At 70.7% G+C, this 24,603-nt stretch carries 23 protein-coding genes; 12 read left to right on the top strand and 11 right to left on the bottom strand.

The window, feature by feature from the left end; all coding sequences use genetic code 11:
• Window positions 1-617: 617 nt before the first annotated feature.
• The 3 genes from IE247_RS24745 (at window position 618) to IE247_RS24735 (ending at window position 2,902) form a co-directional block, all read left to right on the top strand.
• On the top strand, window positions 618-1,142 hold the full coding sequence (locus tag IE247_RS24745) for a hypothetical protein (protein WP_190125470.1): 525 nt from the start codon (window positions 618-620) through the stop codon (window positions 1,140-1,142).
• Between the two features lie 482 nt (window positions 1,143-1,624).
• Entirely contained in the window at window positions 1,625-1,879 is a 255-nt protein-coding gene (locus tag IE247_RS24740) for a hypothetical protein (protein WP_190125469.1), read from the top strand.
• A gap of 684 nt (window positions 1,880-2,563) precedes the next feature.
• Window positions 2,564-2,902 carry a hypothetical protein gene (locus IE247_RS24735; RefSeq protein ID WP_190125468.1) on the top strand — a complete coding sequence of 113 codons (339 nt, stop codon included), beginning with the start codon at window positions 2,564-2,566 and terminating at the stop codon, window positions 2,900-2,902.
• A 1,874-nt stretch (window positions 2,903-4,776) separates the two neighbouring features.
• On the opposite strand, the gene IE247_RS24730 is transcribed toward IE247_RS24735, so the two are convergent.
• The gene (locus IE247_RS24730; protein WP_190125467.1) at window positions 4,777-6,858 is read right to left on the bottom strand and encodes an SMI1/KNR4 family protein; all 2,082 of its coding nucleotides are present in this window, start codon (window positions 6,856-6,858) and stop codon (window positions 4,777-4,779) included.
• 930 nt (window positions 6,859-7,788) lie between these two features.
• Here IE247_RS24730 and IE247_RS24725 point away from each other — a divergent pair.
• Window positions 7,789-8,079, top strand: a complete 291-nt coding sequence (locus tag IE247_RS24725; protein ID WP_190125466.1) for a hypothetical protein — start codon at window positions 7,789-7,791, stop codon at window positions 8,077-8,079.
• Window positions 8,080-8,361: 282 nt separating this feature from the next.
• Here IE247_RS24725 and IE247_RS24715 read toward each other — a convergent pair whose 3' ends face one another.
• Window positions 8,362-8,625 (bottom strand): hypothetical protein, encoded by a 264-nt coding sequence (locus IE247_RS24715; protein WP_190125465.1) that lies wholly within the window; start codon window positions 8,623-8,625, stop codon window positions 8,362-8,364.
• Window positions 8,626-8,881: 256 nt separating this feature from the next.
• Between IE247_RS24715 and IE247_RS24710 the strand changes: the two genes are divergently transcribed.
• The 8 genes from IE247_RS24710 to IE247_RS24685 all read left to right on the top strand — a co-directional run bounded on the left by IE247_RS24710 (window position 8,882) and on the right by IE247_RS24685 (window position 15,188).
• Entirely contained in the window at window positions 8,882-9,442 is a 561-nt protein-coding gene (locus IE247_RS24710) for a hypothetical protein (protein WP_229869333.1), read from the top strand.
• Window positions 9,443-11,094: 1,652 nt separating this feature from the next.
• Window positions 11,095-11,268 (top strand): hypothetical protein, encoded by a 174-nt coding sequence (locus IE247_RS24705; RefSeq protein ID WP_190125464.1) that lies wholly within the window; start codon window positions 11,095-11,097, stop codon window positions 11,266-11,268.
• 667 nt (window positions 11,269-11,935) lie between these two features.
• Window positions 11,936-12,073 (top strand): hypothetical protein, encoded by a 138-nt coding sequence (locus tag IE247_RS24700; protein ID WP_190125463.1) that lies wholly within the window; start codon window positions 11,936-11,938, stop codon window positions 12,071-12,073.
• A 540-nt stretch (window positions 12,074-12,613) separates the two neighbouring features.
• Window positions 12,614-12,820 (top strand): hypothetical protein, encoded by a 207-nt coding sequence (locus IE247_RS24695; RefSeq protein ID WP_190125462.1) that lies wholly within the window; start codon window positions 12,614-12,616, stop codon window positions 12,818-12,820.
• 319 nt (window positions 12,821-13,139) lie between these two features.
• Window positions 13,140-13,877: a VOC family protein gene (locus IE247_RS24690; RefSeq protein WP_190125461.1), complete on the top strand. Its 738-nt coding sequence runs from the start codon at window positions 13,140-13,142 to the stop codon at window positions 13,875-13,877.
• A gap of 111 nt (window positions 13,878-13,988) precedes the next feature.
• Complete coding sequence (locus IE247_RS34810) at window positions 13,989-14,123, top strand: hypothetical protein (protein WP_268247238.1); 135 nt, start codon at window positions 13,989-13,991, stop codon at window positions 14,121-14,123.
• Window positions 14,124-14,263: 140 nt separating this feature from the next.
• Entirely contained in the window at window positions 14,264-14,908 is a 645-nt protein-coding gene (locus IE247_RS34490) for a hypothetical protein (RefSeq protein WP_229869332.1), read from the top strand.
• On the top strand, window positions 14,868-15,188 hold the full coding sequence (locus IE247_RS24685) for a hypothetical protein (protein WP_229869331.1): 321 nt from the start codon (window positions 14,868-14,870) through the stop codon (window positions 15,186-15,188). The genes IE247_RS34490 and IE247_RS24685 overlap by 41 nt, the downstream gene beginning before the upstream one ends.
• A 1,280-nt stretch (window positions 15,189-16,468) precedes the next feature.
• On the opposite strand, the gene IE247_RS24680 is transcribed toward IE247_RS24685, so the two are convergent.
• The 9 genes from IE247_RS24680 to IE247_RS24640 form a co-directional block, all read right to left on the bottom strand.
• On the bottom strand, window positions 16,469-16,786 hold the full coding sequence (locus tag IE247_RS24680) for a hypothetical protein (protein ID WP_190125460.1): 318 nt from the start codon (window positions 16,784-16,786) through the stop codon (window positions 16,469-16,471).
• Window positions 16,787-17,301: 515 nt separating this feature from the next.
• Window positions 17,302-17,541, bottom strand: coding sequence for a hypothetical protein (locus IE247_RS34485; RefSeq protein WP_229869330.1), 240 nt, complete (start codon window positions 17,539-17,541; stop codon window positions 17,302-17,304).
• A gap of 240 nt (window positions 17,542-17,781) precedes the next feature.
• Window positions 17,782-19,455, bottom strand: coding sequence for an NUDIX domain-containing protein (locus tag IE247_RS24670; RefSeq protein WP_229869329.1), 1,674 nt, complete (start codon window positions 19,453-19,455; stop codon window positions 17,782-17,784).
• Between the two features lie 57 nt (window positions 19,456-19,512).
• On the bottom strand, window positions 19,513-20,424 hold the full coding sequence (locus IE247_RS24665) for an NUDIX hydrolase (RefSeq protein ID WP_190125459.1): 912 nt from the start codon (window positions 20,422-20,424) through the stop codon (window positions 19,513-19,515).
• Window positions 20,425-20,781: 357 nt separating this feature from the next.
• Window positions 20,782-20,985, bottom strand: a complete 204-nt coding sequence (locus IE247_RS24660; RefSeq protein WP_190125458.1) for a hypothetical protein — start codon at window positions 20,983-20,985, stop codon at window positions 20,782-20,784.
• A 123-nt stretch (window positions 20,986-21,108) separates the two neighbouring features.
• Window positions 21,109-23,124 carry an ABC transporter ATP-binding protein gene (locus IE247_RS24655; protein WP_190125457.1) on the bottom strand — a complete coding sequence of 672 codons (2,016 nt, stop codon included), beginning with the start codon at window positions 23,122-23,124 and terminating at the stop codon, window positions 21,109-21,111.
• Window positions 23,125-23,549: 425 nt separating this feature from the next.
• Window positions 23,550-23,873, bottom strand: a complete 324-nt coding sequence (locus IE247_RS24650; RefSeq protein WP_190125456.1) for a hypothetical protein — start codon at window positions 23,871-23,873, stop codon at window positions 23,550-23,552.
• A gap of 36 nt (window positions 23,874-23,909) precedes the next feature.
• Complete coding sequence (locus IE247_RS24645; RefSeq protein WP_190125455.1) at window positions 23,910-24,296, bottom strand: hypothetical protein; 387 nt, start codon at window positions 24,294-24,296, stop codon at window positions 23,910-23,912.
• Window positions 24,293-24,463: a hypothetical protein gene (locus IE247_RS24640; RefSeq protein WP_190125454.1), complete on the bottom strand. Its 171-nt coding sequence runs from the start codon at window positions 24,461-24,463 to the stop codon at window positions 24,293-24,295. The genes IE247_RS24645 and IE247_RS24640 overlap by 4 nt, the downstream gene beginning before the upstream one ends.
• Window positions 24,464-24,603 lie beyond the last annotated feature (140 nt).

Below are 24,603 nucleotides of genomic sequence, written 5' to 3'. Positions count from 1 at the left end.
GGAGAACACCGTCCCGACCCGTTGCTGGCGTACAAGCGATCGCCGTTCTGGCAAGAATTTCGTAGCCGAAGGTCATCCCCGTGACGCGGTGGGCCGGTCAGCATAGCGGGCAGTCTGCGACTTCACTTAGAACTGGTGCGCTTGTTACCGCAGTTGCCCGGTGTGCTGGTGATCTCGGGCAAGGTCTCCGATGCTCTGGTGGCGGTCCGCGCCCGCACCGGATCCGATGGGGCAGCCGGGTGTACGGGATGCGGACAACTCAGTGCGTGGTGCCACAGCAGCTGTGTGGACGTAGCCTCGCCGACATCACCTCCGCACGCCGGCCTCTGAGCAGCGACTTCCCCGTGCGCCGCCCGCGCTGGGCAACCCGCCTGTCCGGACGGCGGCAGGTCTTCACACCGCGGCCCTCCGCAGTTCCGGAGCCGGTGTGAGGGGCGTCGCGGACCTGTTGAAGCCGTTGTGCAGCCGGTCGGCGCGCATCGCGGCAACGACTGTTCCCGGTGCCGCCGGTGGACGGGAGGACTCTATGGCTGGGCCGCTCGGGTGGTCCGGCGCATCTTGGCGGTGGCCTGGTGCGTTGTGCTGGCCGACACGGTACCGCCGAGCCTGGGGTCACCATGGGTGCCATCGACCCCGCACATCGGATCCGCCCTGGGTTTGATCCCCAGGAGCAGGAGTCTGCGACCCTCCCGATCCTGGGATTCCTTCTGTCCGCGGTCTGGGCCATCGGCCAGACGGGGAACCTGACCAGGGACAACGAGTGCGCGATGGAGCAGCTTCAGAACGCCGAGCTCAGAGGGCTACGTGCCGCCGAGGCGGCCCGGCTGACGATGAGCCGGCTGACCGAGCGGGAGTACGATGACGAGCTCGCCGAAGAAGAGCGGAACTGCGAACAGACCGAACCCGATGTGGGGTTCTCCCCAGGCGCGGCTCACCGGGCTGAGTTTCACGGTCCGGCTGCCCGGCCACTCGGGCGACCAGGTCACCGCGACGGTCCACGTGGACAACAAAGGCCGCCTGACCTCATCGGGTACGGGGCGCTCACGGACCTCGACGGACTGGACAGACTCGACCTCCGCGCCGCGATCGGCGTCCTGGAGCGACTCGCCGACCGAACGGCGACGCACAGCCGGCAGCAGTAGTCCGCGGCAGGGGTGGAAACCGCCCGGCGGGAGGACATTGAGGCAACGCCTCCCCGGCCACCCGGCCGCCTCACCCCACTTGGCGGACGGTGCTGTCCGCGACCGCCGGCAGGGACCAGCTTCCCCGCCCGCCGCCTCGCGCTGTTCCCCATGGGGTGACGACGGCTCGGAGGGGTCGCTCACCCCGGGCCAGCCGCGGTGCCGGCGGCAACCGTCTCGTCCGGAGGGGCAACACGGAGGCGTTCAGGTGACCTCCTGCCGGGCAACCCTGACGGCAGGGACACTGAACGCTCAGCAGCCCTCCGTGTCAGCTGCAGGGGGCGGTGCCGAGAGATGCCCCGCCGCTGCTCAACTGCTGTGGCGGTCGGCGTACAGGCGGACAGGGCAGCGCCGTCTGCCCCGAGCCTGGTGATGTGCGGCTTCACCATGCCGAGCCGGCCTGTCCCGGCGACGCGGACGCGTAGCCGGCGACGGAGGCCCACATGGCTGGTAGGGCCTGGAGATGTCCTACGAGGTCCTCGCTCCCGGCTTCGTCCGGCGGCAGCGTCGCCGATCCCGCCGACGTCCTGCGCAGGAAGAGCGAACTGGCACACGGCGCCGAACCCGAGGCGGAAGAGCTGTCCATGGTCGGCCATGTGGCCGTGGCGGATGACGAACAGCTCACCCTCGCGCTGAGTGCCGCACGCGAGGCCCAGCCCCAGTGGGCTCACACCCCCTGGCACACCGGATGGCGATGATCGCCGACTTCCGGCTGCGGATCATCGAGCAGGCGGATGAGCTGGTGGAGATCCTCGGACACGAAGGACACCCGCCGACGCTCGCCCGCTGGGAGCTGTCCTGCATCGCGGAGGCCATGGCGCCGGCCGGCCTGGAACAGCTCAGCACCCTGATGGACCGTCGTATGGAGGCCGCTGGCCGGCGGATTCGCCTCGTGCGCAAGGCGGACGGCGTGGTCTGCCTCAGCCCGCCGCAGAACGCGACCATGAGCAACGGCTGCATGGGCCTGTGGGCCCTCGCGGCCGGCAACGCGCTGATCGTCGGGCCCCCGCAGCGCACCACTGGGAGGTCTTCCCCGCCCGCGCGGGGTCGCTCGAGGGGATGCAGCCCATGCAGTGGTATCGGGATGTCTGCCCCGCCCGCGCGGGGATCGTACGGGCTCTCACCTGGACTTTCGTCCTTGGCGAGTGTCGTCCCCGCCCGCGCGGGGATCGTTCGATCGACAGAGCCTTCGGCTGGGTGCCGGGCGCGCCTTACCTGCTCGTGCGGGGCGGCTCGGCAGCCTGGCCGGCCGGGTGGGTGAGGTGTGTGGCTGGCGCCGGACCGAAGTGGCGATCGTGGAGGCCGGGTGCCCGTCGCCTCCGAGGTCCGGACGCCGCTGACGGCTGGCAGCGAGCGCACACGGCGCGAGTTCCCGGGGCTCGGTGGATCCGGTCGAGCTGGACACGGACCCGGCCGCAGCAGTGTCCGCGCTCGCCTTCGCCGTCCGCCAGGCCGTGGGGGCCGCGCTGCTGGAGTACCGCGCCAGCGCCCTCGGACGACTCGGGCGGGCCGAGGAGGTCGAGGCGGAGACCCATCGGGTGTATCGGACGGGGCAAAGGCTCTGGTACCAGTTCAACCAGAACCGCGTGGACGTCATCGCCGGCGTGAGCAAGGCCCCCGGCGCAGCGAGGGGAACGCACCGCACGGTCAGTACAGGCATCCGTCGATGCGACCGCCCTCACGACGGATACGGTGCTACCAGAAGCCCGGTGGCACTTTGACGCTGACACACCAGCAGAATCTGGGAATGGTCGTGAAGCATGTAAAGGAAAACAGCATGATCACGCGACAACACCCCAGGTCACGAAGTGTCCTCCCCGCCCGCGCGGGGGTTGTCCCTTTTCGGGCGCGTTCGCGGAATCGACGTCCGGGTCGTCCCCGCCCGCGCGGGGTCGCGGTAGTGGTGGAGTGGTAGACGAAGGCGATGTGGGAGTTGTCGTGGCGGGTGTTCCCCCGAGGCCGGCGTTGTCGCGGACGATGTACCGGCTCTGATGGAGCAGGTTCTAGTTCAGTGCCAGTGCCAGGCTGCGGCGACCTCGGCGGTGAGGGCGGCCAGGGCGGCTGTCCAGGTCGCGGCGACCAGTCCGGCCTCCACCTCGGTCTGGGGGCAGCCGAAGGACTCGGACAGCCCGGTCGACCGGGCTGCCGAGCGACCCCTGTGTGGGGAGGGACGGCCGATGGCTTCCGGTCGAACGGCCTCCGGCGGGCCTCCGAGCGACCCTCGCGCGGGTGGGGATGATGAGTTGACGCTGGTAGCCACGTCGGCCGAACTGCTTGGCCGCAGCATGCCAAAGCCCTCGGATGGGAAGGGCCCGGTTGGTGGCAGGTGCGTGTGCTGACAGCTCTCGCCGCATTCCGGGCTATCGGCTACCGTGGCCTCTACGCGACTCCGCAGGTGCACCTGCCGGGGAAGCGGCTCCCACCCCGGACCGGAATTCCGGAATGGGAGCCATACGGAAAAGGGTTTTCCGGCCTGAGCCTCATAAGTCGGGGCTCAGGTCGGCCCTATCGCTTCAGCCACCTCCCCAGCAGCCGTGCCGCCCGGACCATCAGGTCCTCGCAGCGCTGCCAGAGTGTCGGCTTCCGCTTCCCGTGACGCCCCATGGGCGCCTCCCCTCAGAACCGGCCGCCGGAGTTCCCGGCCGACGACCTCCTTCGGGTTCGGGCCGGGCCCCGAAGGCGAGGGGCCCGGACACGTCCGTTGAGGGGAGGCGCACCGCAGTGCGCACCGGCACCCTACTGGTGCCGCACCACGCTCTTCTGCCGCTCCGTCAACCCGGCCGAAAGCCGCCCCCCGTACCCGGGCCCGGGCGGGAGCGAACTCCGGGACACGCCACACGCCAGGCACCCACTGGGCGCGGGGGCCTAGGGCGGGAGCGGCCCCGATCCGTTCAGCGCGGGGTAGTGACCTCGGGCTGTTCGAGGTGTGTGGCCGGTGCCGGACCGAGACGGCCATCGCGGAAGCCGGGCCGGTGCCTGTCGCCGTGGAGGTCCGGACGCCGCTGACGGCTGGCAGCGAGCGCACCCGGCACGAGATCCCGGGGCTCGGTGGAGCAGGGCGAGCTGGACGCTGACCCGGCCGAAGCGGCGTCGGCGCTCGCCTTCGCCGAGCTCCAGGCAGTGGAGGTCCCGCTGCCGAAGTACCGCACCAGCGCGCTGGGTCGGCTCGGGCGGACCGAGGAAGCCGAGACGGAGACCCATCGGGCATACCGGACCGGGCAGAACCCGACTCCGGTACCAGCACAACCCGAACCGCGCGGACACCATCGGCACCGTGAGCAAGGCCGCCGACGCAGATAGGGAGCGCATCGCGCGGTGAGTGCAGACATCCACCAGCACAACCTTCATACCGGCGGATACCGTGCTACCAGAGCCCGGCACCACCGGCGCTGACACACCAACGGATTCTGGGATGGTCGTGAAGCATGTAAAGGAAAACAGCATGATCACGGGACAACGCCCCAGGTCACGAAGTGTCCGCCCCGCCCGCGCGGGGGTAGTCCCCGGCTGGTGCGTCGACGAGGACATCTCGAGAATGAGTCATGTCGCAGCCGGGTGGGCCGGGAAGAACACCCGCGAGCAGGAGCCGCCGCGCTCACGTGTCCTCATCGGTGTCCGGTCCGCTGGAAGAGCCGTAGACGAAGGTCGCATACGATTCGCCAGGTCCGGGCGGGCGGATCCATGAACGGGTGACGAAGCCGTGCAGCGGGCCTTCCAGCAGGGCGGTGCGTGGCAGGGTCAGTCCCAGGGCCCGCTCCAGGGCTCTCAGTGCGCTCTTGGTCCCCGGCAGCCCCCGGGCCGGGGTATTGGGGGTGTCTGTTTCTTTCCGGAGGTTCTCGTCGCCCCGCCACTGCCCGGCCGTTGCCGGGAAGCCGTCGAGCGTCAGCCACGGCGGTATCTCCCCGGTCCAGTGGGGCTCGATGTCCCCGGCCGTCACGGAGAACGCGCACACCTCCTCTCCGCCGACCCCGGCGGAGAGGTGGAAACGGGTCCGGGTCCGGTCGAAGGTGTCGACGCTGTGCCAGACGACCACCGCCCTGGTCCCCTGTGACGCGGCGGCGGCCGGGGAGACGAAACGCTCCTCGTCGAAGCCTGCTGGGGCACCGTCGAAGGCGAAGCTCCACCCGGGGGCAGCCTGCCCGATCCGGGCCAGGGCGCGGTCGTCGTACGACGTACTGCCGAGCGCCAGACCCAGCAGGTAGTGAGCGTCCCACTGGCTGAGGGGTGGATACAGCCCGTCCGGCCCGGGCGTCGCTTCCCGCTGCGGCCGGCCGCCGGGTCCGGGGCCGCCCCCGTCCGGGTCCTTCAGGCGGGCCGGCAGGCCCGCGGGATCGGGGTCCGCGACGAATACGGCCCGATAGCCCTGGCGGAGCCGGTCCGGCACCTCGTCCTCCAGCCAGGACAGACCCGCCGGATCGTCCCCCGGGGTCGTGCCGGGCCATTCCCGCTCCGGGCGTGCGAACTCGCCCCGGGGCAGGGCCAGCAGCAGCCGCGCCCGCTCCGGGGTGATCACCGGACCCAGTGCCGGATCCGCGAGCAGTCCCAGCGGCGCCAGATGGTCGGGGCCCAGCGGCCGCCAGTGGGGGAGTGCGGCCCACAGAAGCCGCCACGCCTCGTTCCACCGGCCCCAGCGGGCCAACGCCCGCGCCTCACCGGCCGCCTCTCCGAGCGGCCCGTCGGCCGTGAAGCGGTACGTCCCCTCCCGCACGGCCCGCAGCGCCTTCTCCGCCCTCTCCACCTCCTCGGGCGTCGTGCAGCGGGCGAGCAGATCCCACGACCGGCCGGCGTGGCCGTAGTGCCGGTCGCCGGCGGCGAAGCCCACCGCCGCCACCGGCAGCAGATCAGAGGCGTAGACCGGGTCGAGCGCGAGAGAATCGGCCGAGAGACCCGGTGCGTGCGCCGAGAGAAGGCAGTTCAACTGCGCCCGCAGCAGCCCGGCCCTGGGCCTGCCGTACTCCTCGGCCCCGCGCAGCAGGGCCATCGCCTGCTTGTACTCCCCGCTCAGCGCCGCTCGCCAGGCCCGCTCCACCACGGCGTCCTGCGCCCGCGTCGTGTCGTTGGCGAACGGCGGCCCTTCGCCATGAGCGGCGTCATAAGCCGCCGAGCTGTGAAAGGACCGGTACAGATGCTCCATGTAGTGGCGGAAGGACGGATAGCGGTCAGGCGGCGCGGCACGCCACGACGCGTACTCGTACACCGCCCACTCGCCGTCCGCGCCCCGGTCCAGCGGATCGATCAGGACCAGCGTCATGTCCGTCTCCGCGTGCAGACCGAACGCCCGCTGCCACATCCCGGCCTCCAGCAGCCTCTGCGGCGACGCGTCCTCGTCCAGGTGCTCCCCGAAGACCTCGGCGAGGTCCCACTCGTCCTCGTGGGGATGAATGTCCCGGGTCCCGGCCAGCCGGTAGACGGGGTGGTCCGCCGGCCGCCAGCCGTCGCTGATCCGCAGGAACGTGCCGAGCGACGGCGGCAGTCGGTACCCGATCCGCTGCTCCAGAGCGGCGATGTCCGCGTCCGACGCCCCCGGACAGCCGAGCCACCGCGCCGCTATCAGCTCCGACTGCGCCTCATCCTCCTCGGCAGGGGCCTGCGCATCCGCCCACTCACCGCTCCACAGGGTGAGGAACTCCCGCCAGTCGAAAGGAGATTCGGGTGCTGTCTTGTCCGTCGAGGTCATACGACTGATGGTGGCACCCGCCACTGACAACAGGCCCTGCCCACCCGGATCAGCACATCCGCGGCACGGGGAAGAAGCCCAGCATCTCCTCCGGGCCCTGAGGGTCCAGTCCGGCCCCGGCGGCCGAGTCGGCTCGACCAGCCTCTCCGCCTGACGTTCCCCCGGTCCGCGGCGAGGCACCGGGCCGCAGTGGCACCCGGCCGGACATGCTGCGTGTGGCCAAACCGTGTGGGCTCGTCGTGTGGTGGTGGGCGTGACGCGAACCAGCGGTGCCCTGCGGCCGGCCGCAGGGGCCACCGGGTGAGCCGTACGCCGCCAGCGTGGCGGTAGTGCGGGCCACCTCGAGGTCTGCCCGGGATCGCCGCGGCGACCTCGTCGGCGGCCGCCCCGGGGCACGCACCGGTCTTCAGGGTGCCCAAGAGCGCCAGGATGGGCGCGAACGCACCAACGGCCCCCTCGTCGTCACAGGCCGCGAGGTCCGCGCACACCAGGTCAAGCGCGGCCCGCACCCCGTCCAGAGCCTTCCCCATCTGCCGAGGGCACCGGGCGACCGCCAGGCCCTGGACTTCCCGAGTCGGGGTGTACACCTTCCTCAACGTGATCGCGATCGCGTTGAGGAAGCCAGCAGCCTCGTAGAGCGACTCGTCCGGGCAGGACGTGCTGGATGTGGGCCCTTCCCTGCCTTCGGTAGCGGCAGCAGCGGATGCCGTGTCCGTGGGCGAACTCGTTGACCGTGCTCCCCACTCCGGCGTGAGCTCCCGGCGGCCGCGCCCGAGAACGCCGGCGCAGCACTGCGCCGCTGGTGGTGCGAGGCGATGCTCGACACCGACCCGAGCGGTGACCGCCTGACCGAGGCCGTGCTGAACGGGACCTGCCGACCACCACGGTCACCGAGGTCATAGAGCGCCGGCTGGCGGCGGGCCGACCCGGTTGAGTGAGCCGTACAACCCGGAGCCGGAGGGCTGGCCCTGCCTGCTGTCCGCCGAAGTCGATGCCTTGCTGGCCGACCTTGCACTGCCCGCCGACGTGTTCGGGGCGATCATCGCGGTAACTGTCCAGATCAACGAGACCAAGGGCTACGTGCCGGGCAGTACCGCCTCGGCGAGGTGGCCCCAGCAGCACCGTGTCCCGCTCGGACCGGACGGATCCCTCGGCGTTGCCGAGTACGTCATCGTCGCCGACGTGCCCCACTGCGTCCGGACCCGAGTCCAGCTCTACTGAACCCAGCCGACGTGCCGAGACGGCAGCCTGATCTTGGTCGGCAATCCTGCCGCCGCCGGAAGCACACCACCTGGTCCATCCGCCCCGCCCGCGCAGTGGACGGCCACCCGGCTTCGACGAGGACCGCTACAAGAAGCGCAACACCGTCGAGCGGGCGATCAGCCGCATGAAACAGCTCCGGGCGGTCGCCACTCACTACAACAAGCGCGGCTACGTGTTCCTCGGCACCCCTACCGCAGCGGCCCTCGCCATCTGGCTCCGGACCTGACGATCAGACGCAGCTCAGCTACCGCCCTCGGCGGGCCGCTGATGCCCGCACGGCACCAAGCCGCCGTTCTTGTCGAAGACCTCCGCATCATGACCCGCGTTCACCCACACCGTGATGCCCTGGTCATGCACGACCACATTGAACGGCGACTGCTCCGGCTCCGCCTCGGTCGCCACCGTGAACTCCTCACCCGGACGCATCCAGTGATCAGTTCCCCACGGCTCAACCCACAGGCAGACCACGCCGCTGGTCTCGTTACTCACGCTCGTCCTGGCCATGCCCGCACCCTAACCAGCAACATGATCGCCCGGACAAGTCCCAGTGAAAATGTGCCCTTCCACCCCGCTGGCACCGCGTCGACCCGGCCCGCCCGTGTCAGCGGTCATGTTCTGCGCGGCCCCGGGTTGGGGCAAGCCGGGCCCGGCAGCCCAGCCACCGTTCCGGGACCAGGCCAGCCGTCAGGGTGTTGCTGAGAAACAGGAGCGTCTCCAGGGTGGTGTGGGCCCTGCCGGACGTGGCTGGCAGTCTGGGCCGGTGCTGATCGACGGATTCGAGAAGGCCCCGCTTGTCGCCGGGGAAGAACTCCTGGTCCTTCCAGGGTTCTGGGCCGCCTACCTGCTGTGGCTGTGCCGGACCGGTGAGGAGGATCCGGAGCCGGAGTGGTTCGGCGCCGACGAGGCCGACACGGACGCGGCATACGAGGCCCTGAACGACGAGGGACGGTGGCCGGTCTTCCGGATACCTTTCAGCGACGGCCACACCGCGGTCGTCCTGGCATGCAACCACGCCGACGACGCGGGAACGGAGTACTTCGTCTCCCACCCCGCATGGGACCGGAACGGATACTTGGCCACCATCGACGGGCACCAGGCCGGCCCCGGGCTGTCCTGGCGCGAACTCACCCACATCGCCAACACCCCCGACCCGCACGCCCCCGGCGTTCAAGCACCGTACGCCCGCCTGCTGCTCCTGCTGCCCGCACTCGGCGACGCCGACCTGCCCGGCGAGGCTCCCCGACCTGCTGGGCGGCGCGCTCATCCGGGTGGGCGCCGCAGTCGGCGAAGCGCCGCGGCTGGCGCAAGCCCTCCTCCGTGACCACCCTCTGTGGGAGCCGGCCTCGTGGGAGACGCCCGCCGCCTCCCCGCTCTCCGGCAGCCGGGTCCCCTTCCCCGGCATCCTGCACTGCGACGAGCCCGGCAGCCCCCGCTTCGGAATCCACCTCGCCCAAGGCATCACCCGCGACCAGAGCGACCGACTGGCCCGAGCACTGGGCACCTGGCCCGCGCCATGAACCCACGGAACAATCCGACCCACATCCACCCGCCCGCGCGGGGTCGTTTCGACCGGCATCGAGCCGACCCTCGGCTCGATGCCGGACAGCGCGGCGACGGGCATCAGCCCCGTCCGATGGCTGGTGCCGGTACGGTGCTCGGCCATGGTGAACACTCAAAACTCCGAGCGGTTACTGGTCCCCGGCTGCCGGTCCGGCGAAGAGTCCGCCCCGCCCGCGCGGGGAGCGTTTGAGGCCGGGCTGGTGACCGTCGCCGCCGAGGTCCGGACATCGCTGGCGGCCGGCATCGAGCGCACCAGGCACGGGCTCCCGGGGCTCGGTGGACCCGTGCGAGCTGGACGCGGACAGGCCGCAGACAGGCCGCGGCAGTATTCGTGATCGCCTTCGCCGGGCTCCAGGCGGTCGAGCAGCCACTGTTGGAGTGCCGCGCCAGCGTGCTCGGACGTACGGAAGAAGCTGAGGCGGAGGTCCAGCGCCCTGCCGCACCAAGGAAAAGCAACGCGCGGTGAGTACAGGCATCCGCCGACGCGACCGCCATACCGACGGATACGGTGCTGCCAGAGCCCGGTGCCACATTACGCTGACCCACCAGCAGAACCTGGGAACCGTCGTGAAGCATGTAAAGGAAAACAGCATGATCACGCGACAACACCCCAGGTCGCGAAGCGTCTGCCCCGCCCGCGCGGGGGTCGCCCGTCCTTCGAGTCCGGCGGGATGCAGGACGCCATGTCCGCGCGGGGGTCGTCCGGTGCCGGTCCCGATGGTGAGGAACGTCCCGGAGTCTGCCTCGCCCGCGCGGGGCCGTTCGCCGATCATCCCGTCCAGGCCCTAGCGCTGGACGTCGTCCCCGCCCACACGACCGTCGTCTCCCGCTCGAGCCACCACGGCCGGGGTGCGGGGCCAGGTTTACCGCGATCACCCGGATTCCGCTCCGACCTCACCCCGCGCGGGCTGCGCGCGCTGTTGCCGGATCTGCCGCCGGGTGATCTGTGCCCGGGGCCGTCGTCGTGCTCATGGCCGTCGTGGTGGTTGTGGCCGGGCCGCCAGCGGAGCGCGCGCCGGGAGCACGGTGTCTGGGGTGTTGGAGGTGGAGTCCGTGTAGGGGTTGCCCCATGGGGCAACCCCGGGGCCTGCCTGATCCCAGACACCCCATACACGCAGGTCGGGAACCCATTCAGGGAGGCACCCCATACAGGCCGTCTGGCATGCCGGTATCCGGGCCATCTTCCTGTTCGGGCAGGGAAGTGTGCCCCAAAGTCTGCCCGTGAGGCGGGGCGTCCCGTCCGGCGGGCGTTGATCATCGGGGGGCGCGGCTAACCCCCGCATCCGTCACTGTGCGGATCACACCCCGCGTTGCTGTCCGGCCCGGTGCCCGAGACGCAAGCAGTGTAGGGGTGCTCCACTCTCCGCTCGTCGCGTGCCGGTCCGGCACGCCCTGACCCTCTGGGGGACTCTCATGTCCACGCTCGTGCTGCTCGTCGTGCTGCTGCTCGTCCTGGTGGTGCTGCTCGTCGGTGCCGGGATCGCCTACCTGGTGCACCGTCACCCGCCGCTCGGTGTGCCGGTGACGGCGGCCGCCGCCGTGCTCACGGTCCTGGTCGCGGTCGTCGCCCTGATCGCCACCCGGTGACGTTGTGTAGCGGCGAGGCGAGGTGGTCTCTCCTCCGGCCCGTCCGGGGCCCAGGCTGGCGTGGCGCTCGCCTCGCCGCTACGGAGAGTGCTCGGGGCCGGGCGGGGGCGCGGGATCGTGGCCGGTGCCCCGCCGGGTCCGAGCCGACGTCGGGCCGTCGGCCGGACCGGCCCGACGGGGGCGGTGGTGGGTTCCACTCACGCGCCGTCGGCGACGCGCTCAGCCGCTGTCCGGACCCGGGGATCACCTGGCGGTGGCGGCGGGGGCCGGCCCAGTCTGCTCGGTGACCGGCCTTCACGACCGGGCCGGATCCCACCGCTGCCCGTAGCGATCACGAGGTGCCGTCGTGCTGTCACAACGGCACGACGGCAGGTAGGTTCGGGATCTATGGGTCCGCCCCGCCCGCGCGGGGGGCGTTCGAGGTAGGCGACCTCACCTTGGTCGCCCAGTGCGTCCGCCCCAGCCGTGCGGTGCGTTCCCCTGACGGGTCGGGCTTGCAACGGAATTCACGCAGGACGGGCTGCTGGTGGTGGCTATGTCGGTCCAGGTGCTCATGGCCGGACGATAGCCGCCACTTCGCCGGCGAAGGTCTGGTGAATCCCACCCTCGGCCGGGGATCCTCCGTCATCCTGGATGGATGAGTGACGACTCCTAGCCCGTCCAGTGCATGGCCTGTGGCGGTACCGGGCTCACCGAGCACGAGAAGCACACGGTGGAGACCGACTCGGACGGCACACAGACACACGTCGTCACCCGCTTCACCGGCGCATGCAGCAGCTGCTCCGGGTCCGGAACCAAGGTCTAGGAGCGCCCCTGATGCGCACCATCTACATCTGCCTCGGCTGCGCCGCCCAGTATCTGCCGCCCGAGTCGATGACCTACCCGTCGTCCCCTGGGGTCACGGCGAGTCCGGTGCATTGCGGGGCCCCGGGCTGCCGGTCCGCAGTGGCGGTGAGCGTGGCGGCGTCCGGGCTGCCGCCGGAGGTCCTGGCGAAGTTCGCCCGCCGCGCAGCTGGACTGGATGGTGAACGACGCGTTCCCCGCCCTGCCCGCCGGGCGCGCGGCCGGCGAGCGGGAGCCGCGCCCCAGTCGGCACGGAGCCGACTCCTGTAGCGGGCCCGGACATACGGAAGACCCCCGACCGCAAAAGTCGGGGGCTTCGGCGCGCGAGAGGCCACGTCCGCCCCACCCGCGCGGGGGTCGCTCGGCCAGCCCGGCCAGGCCGGGGTGGGCGAGGTGTGTCGCCGGTGGCGATCGAGGAAGCCGGGCTGGTGGCTGTCGCCGCCGAGGTCCGGACGTCGCTGCCGACCGACAGCGCGCACCCGGTACGAGCTCCCGGAGCTCGGTGGACCCGGTCGAGCGGGCGCTGCCGGGGTACCGTGGCAGCGCCCTCTGCCGACTCGGGCGTACCGAGGGAGCCGAGACAGCGGCACGCCGGGCGTACCGGACCGAGCGGAACCGGCTCTGGTGCAAGGACAACCCGAACGGTACGGACGCCATCACGGCAGCGAGCAAGGCCGCCGACGAGGCGAGGGAACGCACCGCACGGTAAGTACAGGCAGCCGTCGGCGTGACCGTCATACTGACGGATACGGTGCTGCCAGAGCCCGATGCCACGGGACGCTGACACACCAGCAGACTCTGGGAACGGTCGTGAAGCATGTAAAGGAAAACAGTATGATCACGCGACAACACCCCAGGTCACGAAGTATCCGCCCCGCCCGCGTGGGGGTCGCTCTCCGCGCGGCAGCGGCGGCCGGCGTTCACCCGTGCAGGGGGCGACCGAGCCGGCGGCAACAGTGCGCGGAGCGGTGACTCGACGCCCTGGAACTCCACTGAAACCGGCCGACTCCGAATCTAGGATCTGCGGCATGGCAACACGACTCGTGCAGATCAACATGAAGGCCCAGGACAACGCCGCGCTCGGCCGGTTCTGGGCGGAGGCACTCGGTTGGGGTGTCGACAGCGAGGGCCCCGGCGTGACCAACCTCGAACCGGTCGGCTTCGCCTACCCCGACCCCGCGGCTGTCTGCATCGACCTCATCGCCCGCCCAGAACCCAAGACGGTGAAGAACCGGGTGCACCTCGACCTGGCCACCACCTCGACGGCCCATCAGGCGGAGCTGGTCGCACGCCTGAAGGACCTCGGCGCGACAATCGCCGACGTGGGGCACGCCGACGTCCCCTGGACAGTCATGGCCGACCCGGAGGGCAACGAGTTCTGTGTCCTGGAGCCCCGGGAGATCTACCGGGACACCGGGCCGATCGCCGCAGTGGTGGTCGACTGCACCGACCCGCGGGCGATGGCCCGGTTCTGGGGCGAGGCAATGGACTGGACAGTGCACGAGGCCGCCGACGACCACGCGACCATGCGTTCCGCCCACGGCGTCGGCCCCTACCTGGAGTTCGTCCGCACCCCCGACACCAAGAGCGGGTGGAACCGCGTCCACCTGGACATCAGCCCCTACCGCGGTGACAACCCGGCAGCCGAGGAGGCCAGGCTGCGCGCTCTGGGCGCCTCCGACCCGGGCATCGACCAGTCCGCCATCTCGTGGCGGATCCTGACCGACCCGGAGGGCAACGAGTTCTGCCTGCTCAGCCCCCGTTAGCCCAGCCCCGCCCCAGGTCGATCGCCTGCTCAACCACCACTACGCCCAGGCCCCTGGGGCCGCCCGACCAGACGGCCCGGGGGCTTGGGGGCTTGGGGGCTGCGCAAGGTTGTGATCGAGATTCAATCGACGAACCCGCTGGAGCGGATCACCCTCCAGGTCAAGCACCGCACCGACGTCGTCTACGGTGGTGGCCAGCGTCGACAACACCGCAGCAGCACCCGGGAGCTGTCCTGGAGCAGGTAAACGAAAACAGCATGATCACGTGACAACACCCCAGGTCACGAAGGGTCCGCCCCGCCCGCGCGGGGTCGCTCGCGCCGGGGGGAGGGGGCCGGTTCCGGGTCCGGGTCCGCCCGCGCGGGGGTCGTTCGCGACTGGTGTCGATGAGATCCGCAGCCTCGCCGTCCGCCCCGGCAACGCGGCTCATCCTCGCCCTCGCGGCGGTGCACGCCGCCCGGGTCGGGCAGATCACCACCCTCATACTCGACGAGGTCGGCCTCGGCAACCGCCGGCTGTCCATCGCCGGACGCGCCCGTCCACTCGACGATCTCACCTTGCAACTGCTGCTGGACTGGCTGGACCACCGGCGCAGCCGGTGGCCGGCCACCGAGAACCTCCACCTGCTGATCAACAACCAGGCCGCCAATACGACGAGCCGGGCGAGCAATCGCTGGATCAGTGCTCCGATGCGGGGGCAGGGCGCAAGCCTGGAGAGACTTCTCTTCGGCTGGCAGCTCGAAGAGGTCATGGCCAAAGGCCCTGACCCGCTCTACCTCGCCGAGGTCTTCGGGTTCGGCGAAAAGACCGCGATGCACTGCGCGGACTCCGCACGGGCGTTGCTTGGAGCAGGCCGCCGAACAAATGCCCGAGCGTCGGCAGTGGCCTTCTGTCATTCTGCTTGCCATGTCTGCACGAAATCGAAGACTGCCCCGGCACCGTGCCTGGCCACTAACGACCACCGACATCAACGAGTGCCTGGGCCCCTACATGAGCCGAGTCACGGACCTGGCATTCCTCACCGGACATGACAGCGGGACCATCGTCCTGGGAGCAGCATGGGTTGCTCCGAACCCCCGCAACTACGGCCGTGGCATCCATCCGGACATGGTCGGCTTCAGCATTGACGTCCACCCTGTCGATGCCACTGAACGTGCAGCCACCCGCGCTGTTCTACGAGCGCAGGCCCTCCCGCAACTCCACGAATGGATCACGCAGGCGATCGCTGCCGACGAGACCTGGCGATGGACCGACCACCAGCATTACTGGCGGCTGACCGACGGCCACCTCATGCACGGCGACGAAGCATGAGAGCGATTCCAGGATGCACGCACCCCCGGTGCGGGGCCACAACCAACCCAAGGGGCCGCACCCGGGAATCAGGACACCAGACCCCCGGGTGCCCAACGAGAAACCTTCAGTTCCCCTGAACTCACTGGCCTTTCCCGGTGTGAGTAGTTGAGGTACAGAAGTGCCGCTGAGATTGATCACGGCCCGGTCGGCGTGAGCGTGGCGACCCGATTCTCGTACCAGCGAGCGGCAGGCCTCGCGCTGGGCCGGGACTGCTGGGAGGCGGGGATGGCCCAGCTCGCGGGGAACCAGGACGGACACGGCTCCACCTCGGCGAAGAGCGGCCGTGAGAAAGACAGAAGGCGGCCACCGCCGCCGGATTCGTCGTCTACTACGTGAGCCGCAACGTCCTCGTCATCACCGCCCTGCACATCATCGGCGGCTGAACCGCTCATACGGGCGGGCTCCTCTTACCGCAGCGCGGCGTCCTGGCGCAGGAGCGTCGTCCCCGCCCGCGCGGGGTGGCTCGACAGCCGGGTCGGCCGGGCTGTTCGAGGTGTGTGGCCGGTGCCGGACCGAGGTGGCCATCATGGAAGCCGGGCCGGTGCCCGTCGCCGTCGCCGTCGAGGTCCGGGCGTCGCTGGCGGCCGGCAGCGAGCGCACCCGGCACGGGCTCCCGGGGCTCGGTGGATCCGGGCGAGCTGGACGCGGACCCGGCTGCGGCAGCATCGTGCTCGCCTTCGCCGCGCTCCAAGCTGTCGAGCAGACCCTGCCGGAGTACCGCGCCAGCGCCCTCGGCCTGTTCGGGCGTACGGACGAAGCTGAGGCGGAGGTCCGCCGGGCGTACCGGACCGGGCAGAACCGGTGCTGGTGCAAGCACAACCCGAACCCCACAAACGCCATCACCGACGCGAGCAAGCCCCCGACGCACCGAGAGAACTCACCGCGCGGTCAGTACAGACATCCGCCGACGCAACCTCCATACCGACGAATACGGTGCTACCAGAGCCCAGCAGCACTTGACGCTGACCCACCAGCAGAATCCGGGAACGGTCGTGAAACATGTAAACGAAAACAGCATGATCACGCGACAACACCCCAGGTCAGGAAGTGTCGTCCCCGCCCGCGCGGGGGTCGTCCGCTGGGCGAGTGCGATGAGTTCCCCGGCACGCCCTGTCGGGGTGTCGAGGACGTCGGCGAACTCCTCGCGGATCCGGGCGGCGACGCTGGGCACGGCCAAGGAGTACGCATGGAGGAGACCGATGTCGTACCCGACCGGCAAACGGCCCCAGTTTTCCCAGTCATGGACACGAAGAGGCGCGGCGGTGACGTTCGCCCAGTGCAAGTCGGTGTGACCCTGTGGTCCAGGCGGTGATCCGGATGGGGTCGATGTCGAGGAAGTGGCGGGAGTCGCAGTCGATCCACCCCTGGCATACGGACTCGCGATCGGTCGGCACCCGGGCGAGGACGTGGAGCGCAGACTTCAGACCCGCCCACCAGGATCCGGGCAGCTCCACATCGTGGGCGAGCGCCGGAGTGCTGGTGGTCACGGTGGAGACCGGGATGAATTCGGTCGGCTCGGCCCGGTAGGCGTGGCCGTCCGCAGTCCAGTCCAGCACGTCGTGGAGTCGGGGCCGGGGAAACCGGCCGGGGCACCTGCGTGCCGGCCAGGACGGTCCCCTCCCACAACCGGCCGCCGCTCTTCTCCTTCGGGGCGCAGACCAGGCGGAGTCAGGAGGAGTCGGCCCGGCGACTGAGCGTGCGGCCCTGCCAGCCCACAACTCACGGCCCGCCGGCCTCACGCTGAGGTTTCGCGCCGCGACCGTGTGGGCGTGCCGCATACGCATCTGATCGTCGTGCTGGTGCGGCGGGGTGAACACCACCGCTGCTCCGGCCGGTTCGTTCCCCGACCCGGGGGTGTCTTCAAGGCCGTGCTCCGGACAGACTGTCGCGGCCTCGGGCGGGGGCCTTGTTCCGGCCTGTTGGCGGGGCCGGGCATCCGGCCGGGTGGCGGGTGCCGTGGTGGTGGTCATGAGTCTGCTCTGTGTTCGGGTCCGGGGTCAGCCGGTCGTGGTGTGAAGGTCTTGAAGGGCGTCCTGGAGGGTCTGCCCGGGCGTGAGAGTGCTGGTGTCGATCACATGGCCGTCCGCGTGCAGCCAGTCGGCGGCGGCCCGGTGTAGTCGGCCACACGCCGGCGGTGGTGAGCGCGGACGGCCTCACTGCGCACCGGGTCACCGGGAAACTCCCAGCTCGCCTCGATCCGCTGCATGAGGGCCGCCGGCGCGGCGTGGAGGACAAGATGCCGGAAACCGGCACCGGTGCGGCGCAGCGGTGTGAAGAGCTCGGCGGCGTAGGCGGGGTTGAGGACGGTCATGGGCACGATGACCGGGCCGCCGGTGTGGCGGGCGAGGTCGGTGACGAAGACGCTGGTGAGGTGTCGCCAGGATGGTAGGTCCTGGTAGTCCCTGGCGCTGTGGGCGTGGCCGTGGAGGGTGGTGCGCAGGAGGTCGCCGATGGCTTTCCGGGTCGGCGATCGCCGACCCGGGCAGGGCGCGGTGCAGCTCGGTGGCGAGCGTGGTTTTGCCGCTGCCGAAGGTGCCGTTGATCCAGATGATCACGGGCCCTCCCCGGTGACGGCCGTGGGGCTGGCTGCTTCCCTCGGCGGGGCGGGCGGGCTGTGCATCGGGTAGGGGTGGGCCGGTGGGTGGTCGATGGGGAGGCCTGGGTTCCAGAGGGTGAGGCACTGGGCGCTGGGGACGAAGATTCCGTCGGGCAGGGCGTTGAGAGGGTGCCGGCGCCAGTCGCCGACCGGTTCGCCGGGCTGGTCTGCGGGTTGGCCTTCCCAGGCTGTCACCACGGCGGCGACCGTCATCCGTACAACGCCCTGGACGGTGTCCATGAGCATTCCGAGCAGGACGACGTCGTCCTGGCGGGCGGTGATGCCGGTTTCCTCAGCGAGCTCGCGGACCACCGTCCGGGTCAGGGATTCGCCTGGTTCGACCGATCCTCCGGGCAGTTCGTACGTGCCGTTTCGGTGGCGGCCGAGGAGGACGCCCTCGGGGCTGTTGAGGATGATGCCGACGCTGAGGGGCGCGTGCGCCACAGGCGGGCGGTCGGTGCGGGGGCGGGAGGTGACCGGGGCCGGGCGGCGGGCCTGAATGAGGGTGCAGGAGAGGGGGTCGTCCTCTTCCGGTGCGGTGAGGACGTCGGCGGCGTCGGTGACGAGGCCGTGTTCGGCGAGCAGGGCTTGCCACCGGGCTGGGGTCAGGGCCCACATGGGCGTCGTGAGTTCGCCGCCGCCGGCCAGCGGGAGGATCTGAGGCCGGGCCCGGACCTCCTCGGACGGTGGGTTCCCGGCGGAGTTCGTGTGGAGGACGGAGAACACCAGCCGCCCGCCCGGGCGGAGCGCCGTGGCGAGGGCGGGCAACAGACGGTGCGGGTCGATGTAGGACAGGGCGTGGACGGCGCAGACGAGGTCGTACGGCTCGCTCTCGCCGCTCAGGTGGGTGACGGCGTCGGCGTGGATCAGCCGCAGACCCGGGAGTGCGCCGTAGTGGGCGGCGGAGCGTTCGTGCTGGGTCGGGGAGGCTTCGACGGCGTCGACCCGGGCGCCGAGGCGCGCGAGATGGGCCGCGTGCCGGCCGGTCCCGGAGCCGAGGTCGAGCACCCTCAGTCCGGACAGATCCCCCAGCACCTCCGCGCCGGGACCGTTCTCCGCGTAGCCCCAGCGCAGTCGGGCCACGTCCTCGACCGGTGTGCCGCGCCGGAGGTGATGTGCCCCGTAGGCGGTCCAGACTTCGCGGACGGCGGACTCCGGCTCCCGTCCGTCGGGCCGGCCAGTACCGGACACCGCCCCCGGTGCTGGTGTGCCGGGGCGGGCGGCGTGGCGGCGGACCAGGTCGAGCGTCGTGGCGCTCATACGCAGCCGGTCCATGACGTCCGGGGTGAACCATCTCAGCATCACCCCCTCGGTCAGCGGCAGTGTGTCAGGATCGCCCTCCCACTCTGCGGTGAAGATCTGAATGGGCACAGTGCCGCCGTCGGTCCCGGTGGCGTACTCGACGGCGAATGGTGTGAGGCGGCCGAGTACGAGACCGGCTTCCTCCCGCAGTTCCCTGCGGGCAGTGTCCTCCAGGTCCCGGTCACCGGGTTCACGGCCGCCCCCCAGGAGGGACCACGCTCCCGGCTCCCAGATGCCGGGCCGCTGGTCGCGAAGATGCAGCAGATACTCCCCTCGACGGTTGTGGATCAAAGTGGAGGCGTTCGCCGGTGAAGGGGCCTGAGTCATGGATGCACCGCCTGGGGAGAAAATGGGGAGTGAGGGATGGCCGGGGTCGGATGGTGGTCAGGGCCAGCCGAGTTCGGTCGAGAGGCGGCCGGCTCGGATTCCCTCGATCGCGGCGTGGGTGTAGGGCACGATCGGTTCGGGCAGTGCGTCCAGGGGCCACCAGTCCCAGCTGACACACCGGTCCGGTTCACGGACCACCGCCTCTCCCTCCCAGACACGGGCCTGGTAGACGAGCTGCACACGCGGCAGGCCGCCCAACTGGTCGGGGCAGTGCACGACGTGGACGAGGTCGAGGTCCCCGGGCCGGATCCGCAGGCCCGCCTCCTCCCACGCCTCGCGCACCATCGCGCCGGTCGCCGGCTCCTGCTCGCAATGCCCGGCCAGAAAATGATGGACCGACCCGGCGAACGGCGAGTCCGGGTGACGCAGCCCCAGCAGCACGCGCCCGTCCCGCTCCAGATAGAGGTGGACGCCGACAATGTGCGGGCGGGTCAGGTTCACCGGGGCGGGCGCCGCAGTGGCGACGCTCTGCGGGACCGGTTCAGGCTGCTGGGCCCGGTGAAGATCGATGGCCCACTTGGTCCACGGACACATCGTCAGATACCTCATCGTCGCCGTGTCGAACCAGCGATACATGATCCCCTCGGTCACGGGCAGCGCGTCGGCGTCGCCGTCCCAGGCTCCGAGATAGACCTGGATGCGGCCCTTGGTCCGGCCGTTGGGCGCGAGGGAGTCGACGACGGTGAACGGCGCCAGGTCCGGGACGGTCAGGCCGGTCTCTTCGAGCAGTTCGCGCTCGGCGGCCTGCCGCGACGATTCCCCGGGCTCGCGATTGCCCCCTGGAACACTCCAGGTCCCAGGGTCGCAGATCCACGGCTTGTTGGCGTCGCGCAGGTGCAGCAGATACTGACCGGCCGGATTGACCAGCAGCACTGCGGTGCCAAGAGGTTCAAGGGACTCATCGGACACGGAATACCGCTTTCAGATCGTGGGAGTGCGGACGGGGTGTGGTCACGGATCGGCCTTTTCCGACGCGACCTGGTACCTCTCGGACACGGTCTCAGATCAGATGAACCGTGGCGGACTCTCGAAGTAGTGGTGTGCTGCTGAAGGATCCCCAGCCAAGAGGGCGTGGATTTCTTCGGCGAAGACGAGCGGGTGTACGTATTGGGGAGAGTCCGTCAGACCGAGGCCAGGTCGGCAGAGCCTGTACCCCTGCCCCTGTGAATCCCTGTAGCAGGAGATCCGCGTTCCCGCTGAATGGAGCCGGACGGTGAGCTTCCATTCCAGCTCTTGCGATGCCGTCAGGCGGCACGCTGATTTTCCTCAAAGCCGGAAATGCTGCATCGAGACCGGATCCCAGCCGGTTATGATGAGCCGTTGGAGGGAGGGGAAAAGCTCTAGGCGGGAAACTGTTTCGGTGTTTCTGATATTCAGGCTGGCGACGGATGCGCGCTCTTGCGGGGTCGCCGGGAGGCTGTGGCCGACGGCCCGGAGGATTGCCCGGTCCACCGCTGGGTCGATCTGCATACTCAAAACTCCTTCACTGTGATCCTGCTGCGATCTCCGGCGTATGCGGTCTGTCGCATCACTGGCCGGCTTTCTTCCCGGAGGGCGCCCGGCCTCGGCGGGCACCGGTGGCCCGGGGTGGGGTCACGACCCCTCCGTCCCGGTCGGCGCTTCGTGGTATCCGGAGGCCTGGAGAGTGAACATTTCGGCGTACTCGCCTCGCTTCTCCATGAGTTCCTGGTGGGTGCCGGATTCGGTGATCTTTCCGCTGTCGAAGACGTAGATGCGGTCGCAGTCGGTGACGGAGGCGAGGCGGTGGGAGATGAGGACGGTGATCTGCCCGGGCCGCCGGGGTCCTTGGAGGACGGACTGGTAGACGGCGTGCTCCGCCTTGGGGTCCATGCTGGCGGTCGGCTCGTCGAGGAGGAGGACGGGCGCGTCCTTGTAGATTCCCCGGGCCACGGCGATCTTCGCCCACTGCCCGGCGGACAGTTGCTGTCCGCCGCGGAAGCGTTTGGACAGCAGCGTGGTCCAGGTGTCGGGGAGGGTGGCGATGACCTGGTCCGCACCGGAGGCGGTGGCCGCGCGGTGGGCGGCCTCGGGGTCGGCGTCGGTGATGGTGCCGCGCGAGACGGTGATGTTCGCGAGCGCGGTGAAGGGGAAGTGGGCGGGTTGCTGGAGGACCATGGCGACCCGCTGCTGGAGCGAGACGCCGTCGAATTCCTGCGCGTCGGCGCCGTTCCACCGGACCGTGCCCGCAGCGGGATCATAGAGGCCAGCGAGGAGTTTCGCGCAGGTCGACTTGCCGGAGCCGTTGACCCCGACGAACGCCACCGTCTCGCCGGCCTTCAGGGTCAGGGTCACGCCGTCGAGCGCCGGGGCGTCCTTACCGGGATAGGTGAAGGTGACCTCGTCGAGCCGGATCTCCTCCACCACCCGCGGGGCCGGACGGCCCCCCGCGCGGGGCAGGAGGGTGCGGCAGTGCGCCTGCACCGCCAGAAGGTCCGACACCCACAGGGCGTTCTCGAACACGAGATGAGCGAGATTGACGAACGTCGTCAAGGACGCGCGGCCGGTCTGGATGGCCAGCACGGCCCCGGCTCCCACAGCGAGCGGAATCCAGCCGTCCAGCAGCATCAGGCACAGTGCCGCGTACGTGAGTCCGGCACCCAGACCGCCGGCGGCCCGTCCGGCGAGACCGATCCTCGCCGCGCTCAGCCCGAGCCGCGTGTCCTCGGCCGCGACCCGTCCCGCGACGCGGCGGTGCTCGGCCAGCAGAGCCGGCTGCGCGGTGGTCGACCGCAGTTCGGCCGCGGAGTCCTGATCGAGCAGCAGCCACGTGAAAACCCTCAGCCGTCGCTGCATCGCATTCCACCGCATGTAGGAGTGGAAGCGGTCCCGCGCGGACCGTACGGCGGCCGCACCGACCGGGAGGACGGACAGCGGCAGCATGAGGATCAGCACCGGGTGGAGCACGGCGAGGACACTCGCGGTGCCGAGAATGTCCAGGGCCGCGGCGGCGAGCGCGACGACGTTGCCGACGATCTGCCGCGCGTAGAAGAGACCCCGGTCGGAGGCGCGGTGGACGGTGTCGTGCCAGTCGGGGTCCTCGACGGCCTCCAGCCGCACCTGCGCGGCCAGGGTGTAGAACTCCGACTCCAGAGCGACCCGGATCGACGGCGTCAGCTTCGCCTCCGCAGTGGCGACCCCGGCCTCCAGTAAGGCCCGAAGCGACAGCAGACCGGCGACGAGGAGCAGCTGGGGGAGGGCCGCGCGGATCCGGTCGGGGGTCGGTCCGGACCCGAACAGCTCGCGCAGAACACCGACCGAGGCGACCAGCCCGAAGGCGGCCATGGCCGCCGACGCGAGCTGCAGGACGACCACCAGCACGGTGCTGCGGCGGTCGGCCCGCCAGGCCAGCGCCCCGACCTGCCGGACGATCTGCGGCAGCCGGCCGAGGATCTCCCGCACACTCGCCTTCGCCGACGCCCCGTCGTGAACCGCCCAATAGGCCGTCTCCAGACCATCGGTGATGTCCTCGCCGTCGGCGGGCCCGGCCGGCACCCGCGCCGGGGGGAGCTCCAGCCCGCCGGGCACCGTCCGCGGCGGCGGGACACGCCCCCCGCCGGCCTGTCCGCTGCCGCTCCGCGCCCCGGTCATCCGCGCCTCCCCGTCAACGGGAGGCGGACTCGTCCCGCGCACCGGCACCCCACTGTCCGGGGAGCTCTCGTACAGGTCATGGACACCATCGGTGTTCTCCTTCTCTGTCGCCGCGCGGACGCGCGGGACGACCGGCCGCCCGGAGGGTACGGGTCCGGGCGGCAGACGGAACAGCGGAACTCGCGTGGTTGGTGCTGCGGTATCCGGGACAACGATCCGAACTGCCGTCTCGAAAACAGGTCTTTCAGCCGGGGCGGGAACCGCATGAACAAGCGAATTCCCGAGGCTGTAGCGGCCACCGACCCGGACTGGACCCGGGGCTGTGCCGGGGCCGCGGTGGCCGAATCGCCGGGGCCGATAGCCCTGTGGCGGAAGGGATGCAAGCAGCGCCGTCGAGACGGCTCCGGTCGTCGCGGGCGGGTGTGTCACAGGACCGGGGCGAGCGCGACAAGGAGGCTCTTGTCCTGCGGCTCGGCCCCGGGCAGGGCGGATGCCGCGTCCCGGTTGGCCCGGGCACCGGCATCGTCGCCGACGGCTTCGTCGGCGTGGACGAGCAGTTCACGCACCCGCTGCTGCCACCCCACCCAGTCCATCGACTCGAACCGGCCCAGCGCCGAGGCCAGCTCGACCCGGCCTGCGGCGTGGTCTTTGGACAGGACCTGGGCGTGGCCGTGGCCGGCGAGCGCACGGGCCGTGTCGAACCGCATCTGCCCGGGGAGCAGTTCACCGGCGCGTGCGAACAGCACCATGGCCCAGGTGGGGGCGCCTCCCGTCTCCAGGATCGTCTATCGTCTCCCCGCCGGCGAGCGCCGCGAGCCCGGTGCCGAGCGGGAACTCGCTCCCTTCCGCTCCCACAGCCTCTGGGCTTCGAAGAGATGCGCCGTGGCCTGCTGAGGGCGTCCGCCATGGCGGTGGCACAGCCCGATTCCGAACGCGGCGCGCCCGGTGCCGGTCATGTCGCCGTCCGCGGTGCCCGCGTCGTGGAGTTCGGTGAACCAGCCGATGGCGTCCGCGAGCGTTCCGCGGGCAGGGAACGGGAACTCCAGCCCGGCTCCGCCCGGATGCGCGCCGGGCGGCGGCAGACCGGGCTGCTGCTGGCGGCGGTTCCAGCTCCGCGTAGGCGGCGGCGAGCGCATCGCCCGCGCGGTGCCGGTCGTGGCAGGGGTGATCATGCCACCGGTTCCCAGCGGTCGAGCGGGCTGATCTTCCGGCGCAGACGCGGGGCGAGGATCTCCCGGTGGGCGCGCAGCCGGCGTCCGGGAGTACCCCCGGGCGCCTGCTCCGGGCCGCCGTCGCGCTCCGGGTTCATGTACATGATCGTGACGGTGCTGCGGTCCATCGCATGGTTCTCCTCGGTGGTTCGTGAACAGGGGGGTGCAGCCGGTCAGGCCGCGGTGGCGGCGCGCGTCCGGGGCAGTCGTCCTGGGCGTCCCGCCGCCCTGAGGCGACCAGCAGGTCGGCGGCCCGGCGGTCGTAGCC

Source organism: Streptomyces inusitatus (genome assembly GCF_014651115.1).
GTDB lineage: Bacteria > Actinomycetota > Actinomycetes > Streptomycetales > Streptomycetaceae > Streptomyces > Streptomyces amakusaensis.
Note: the sequence above shows the minus strand (reverse complement) of the source record. Positions and strands in the feature narration are given on the sequence as shown.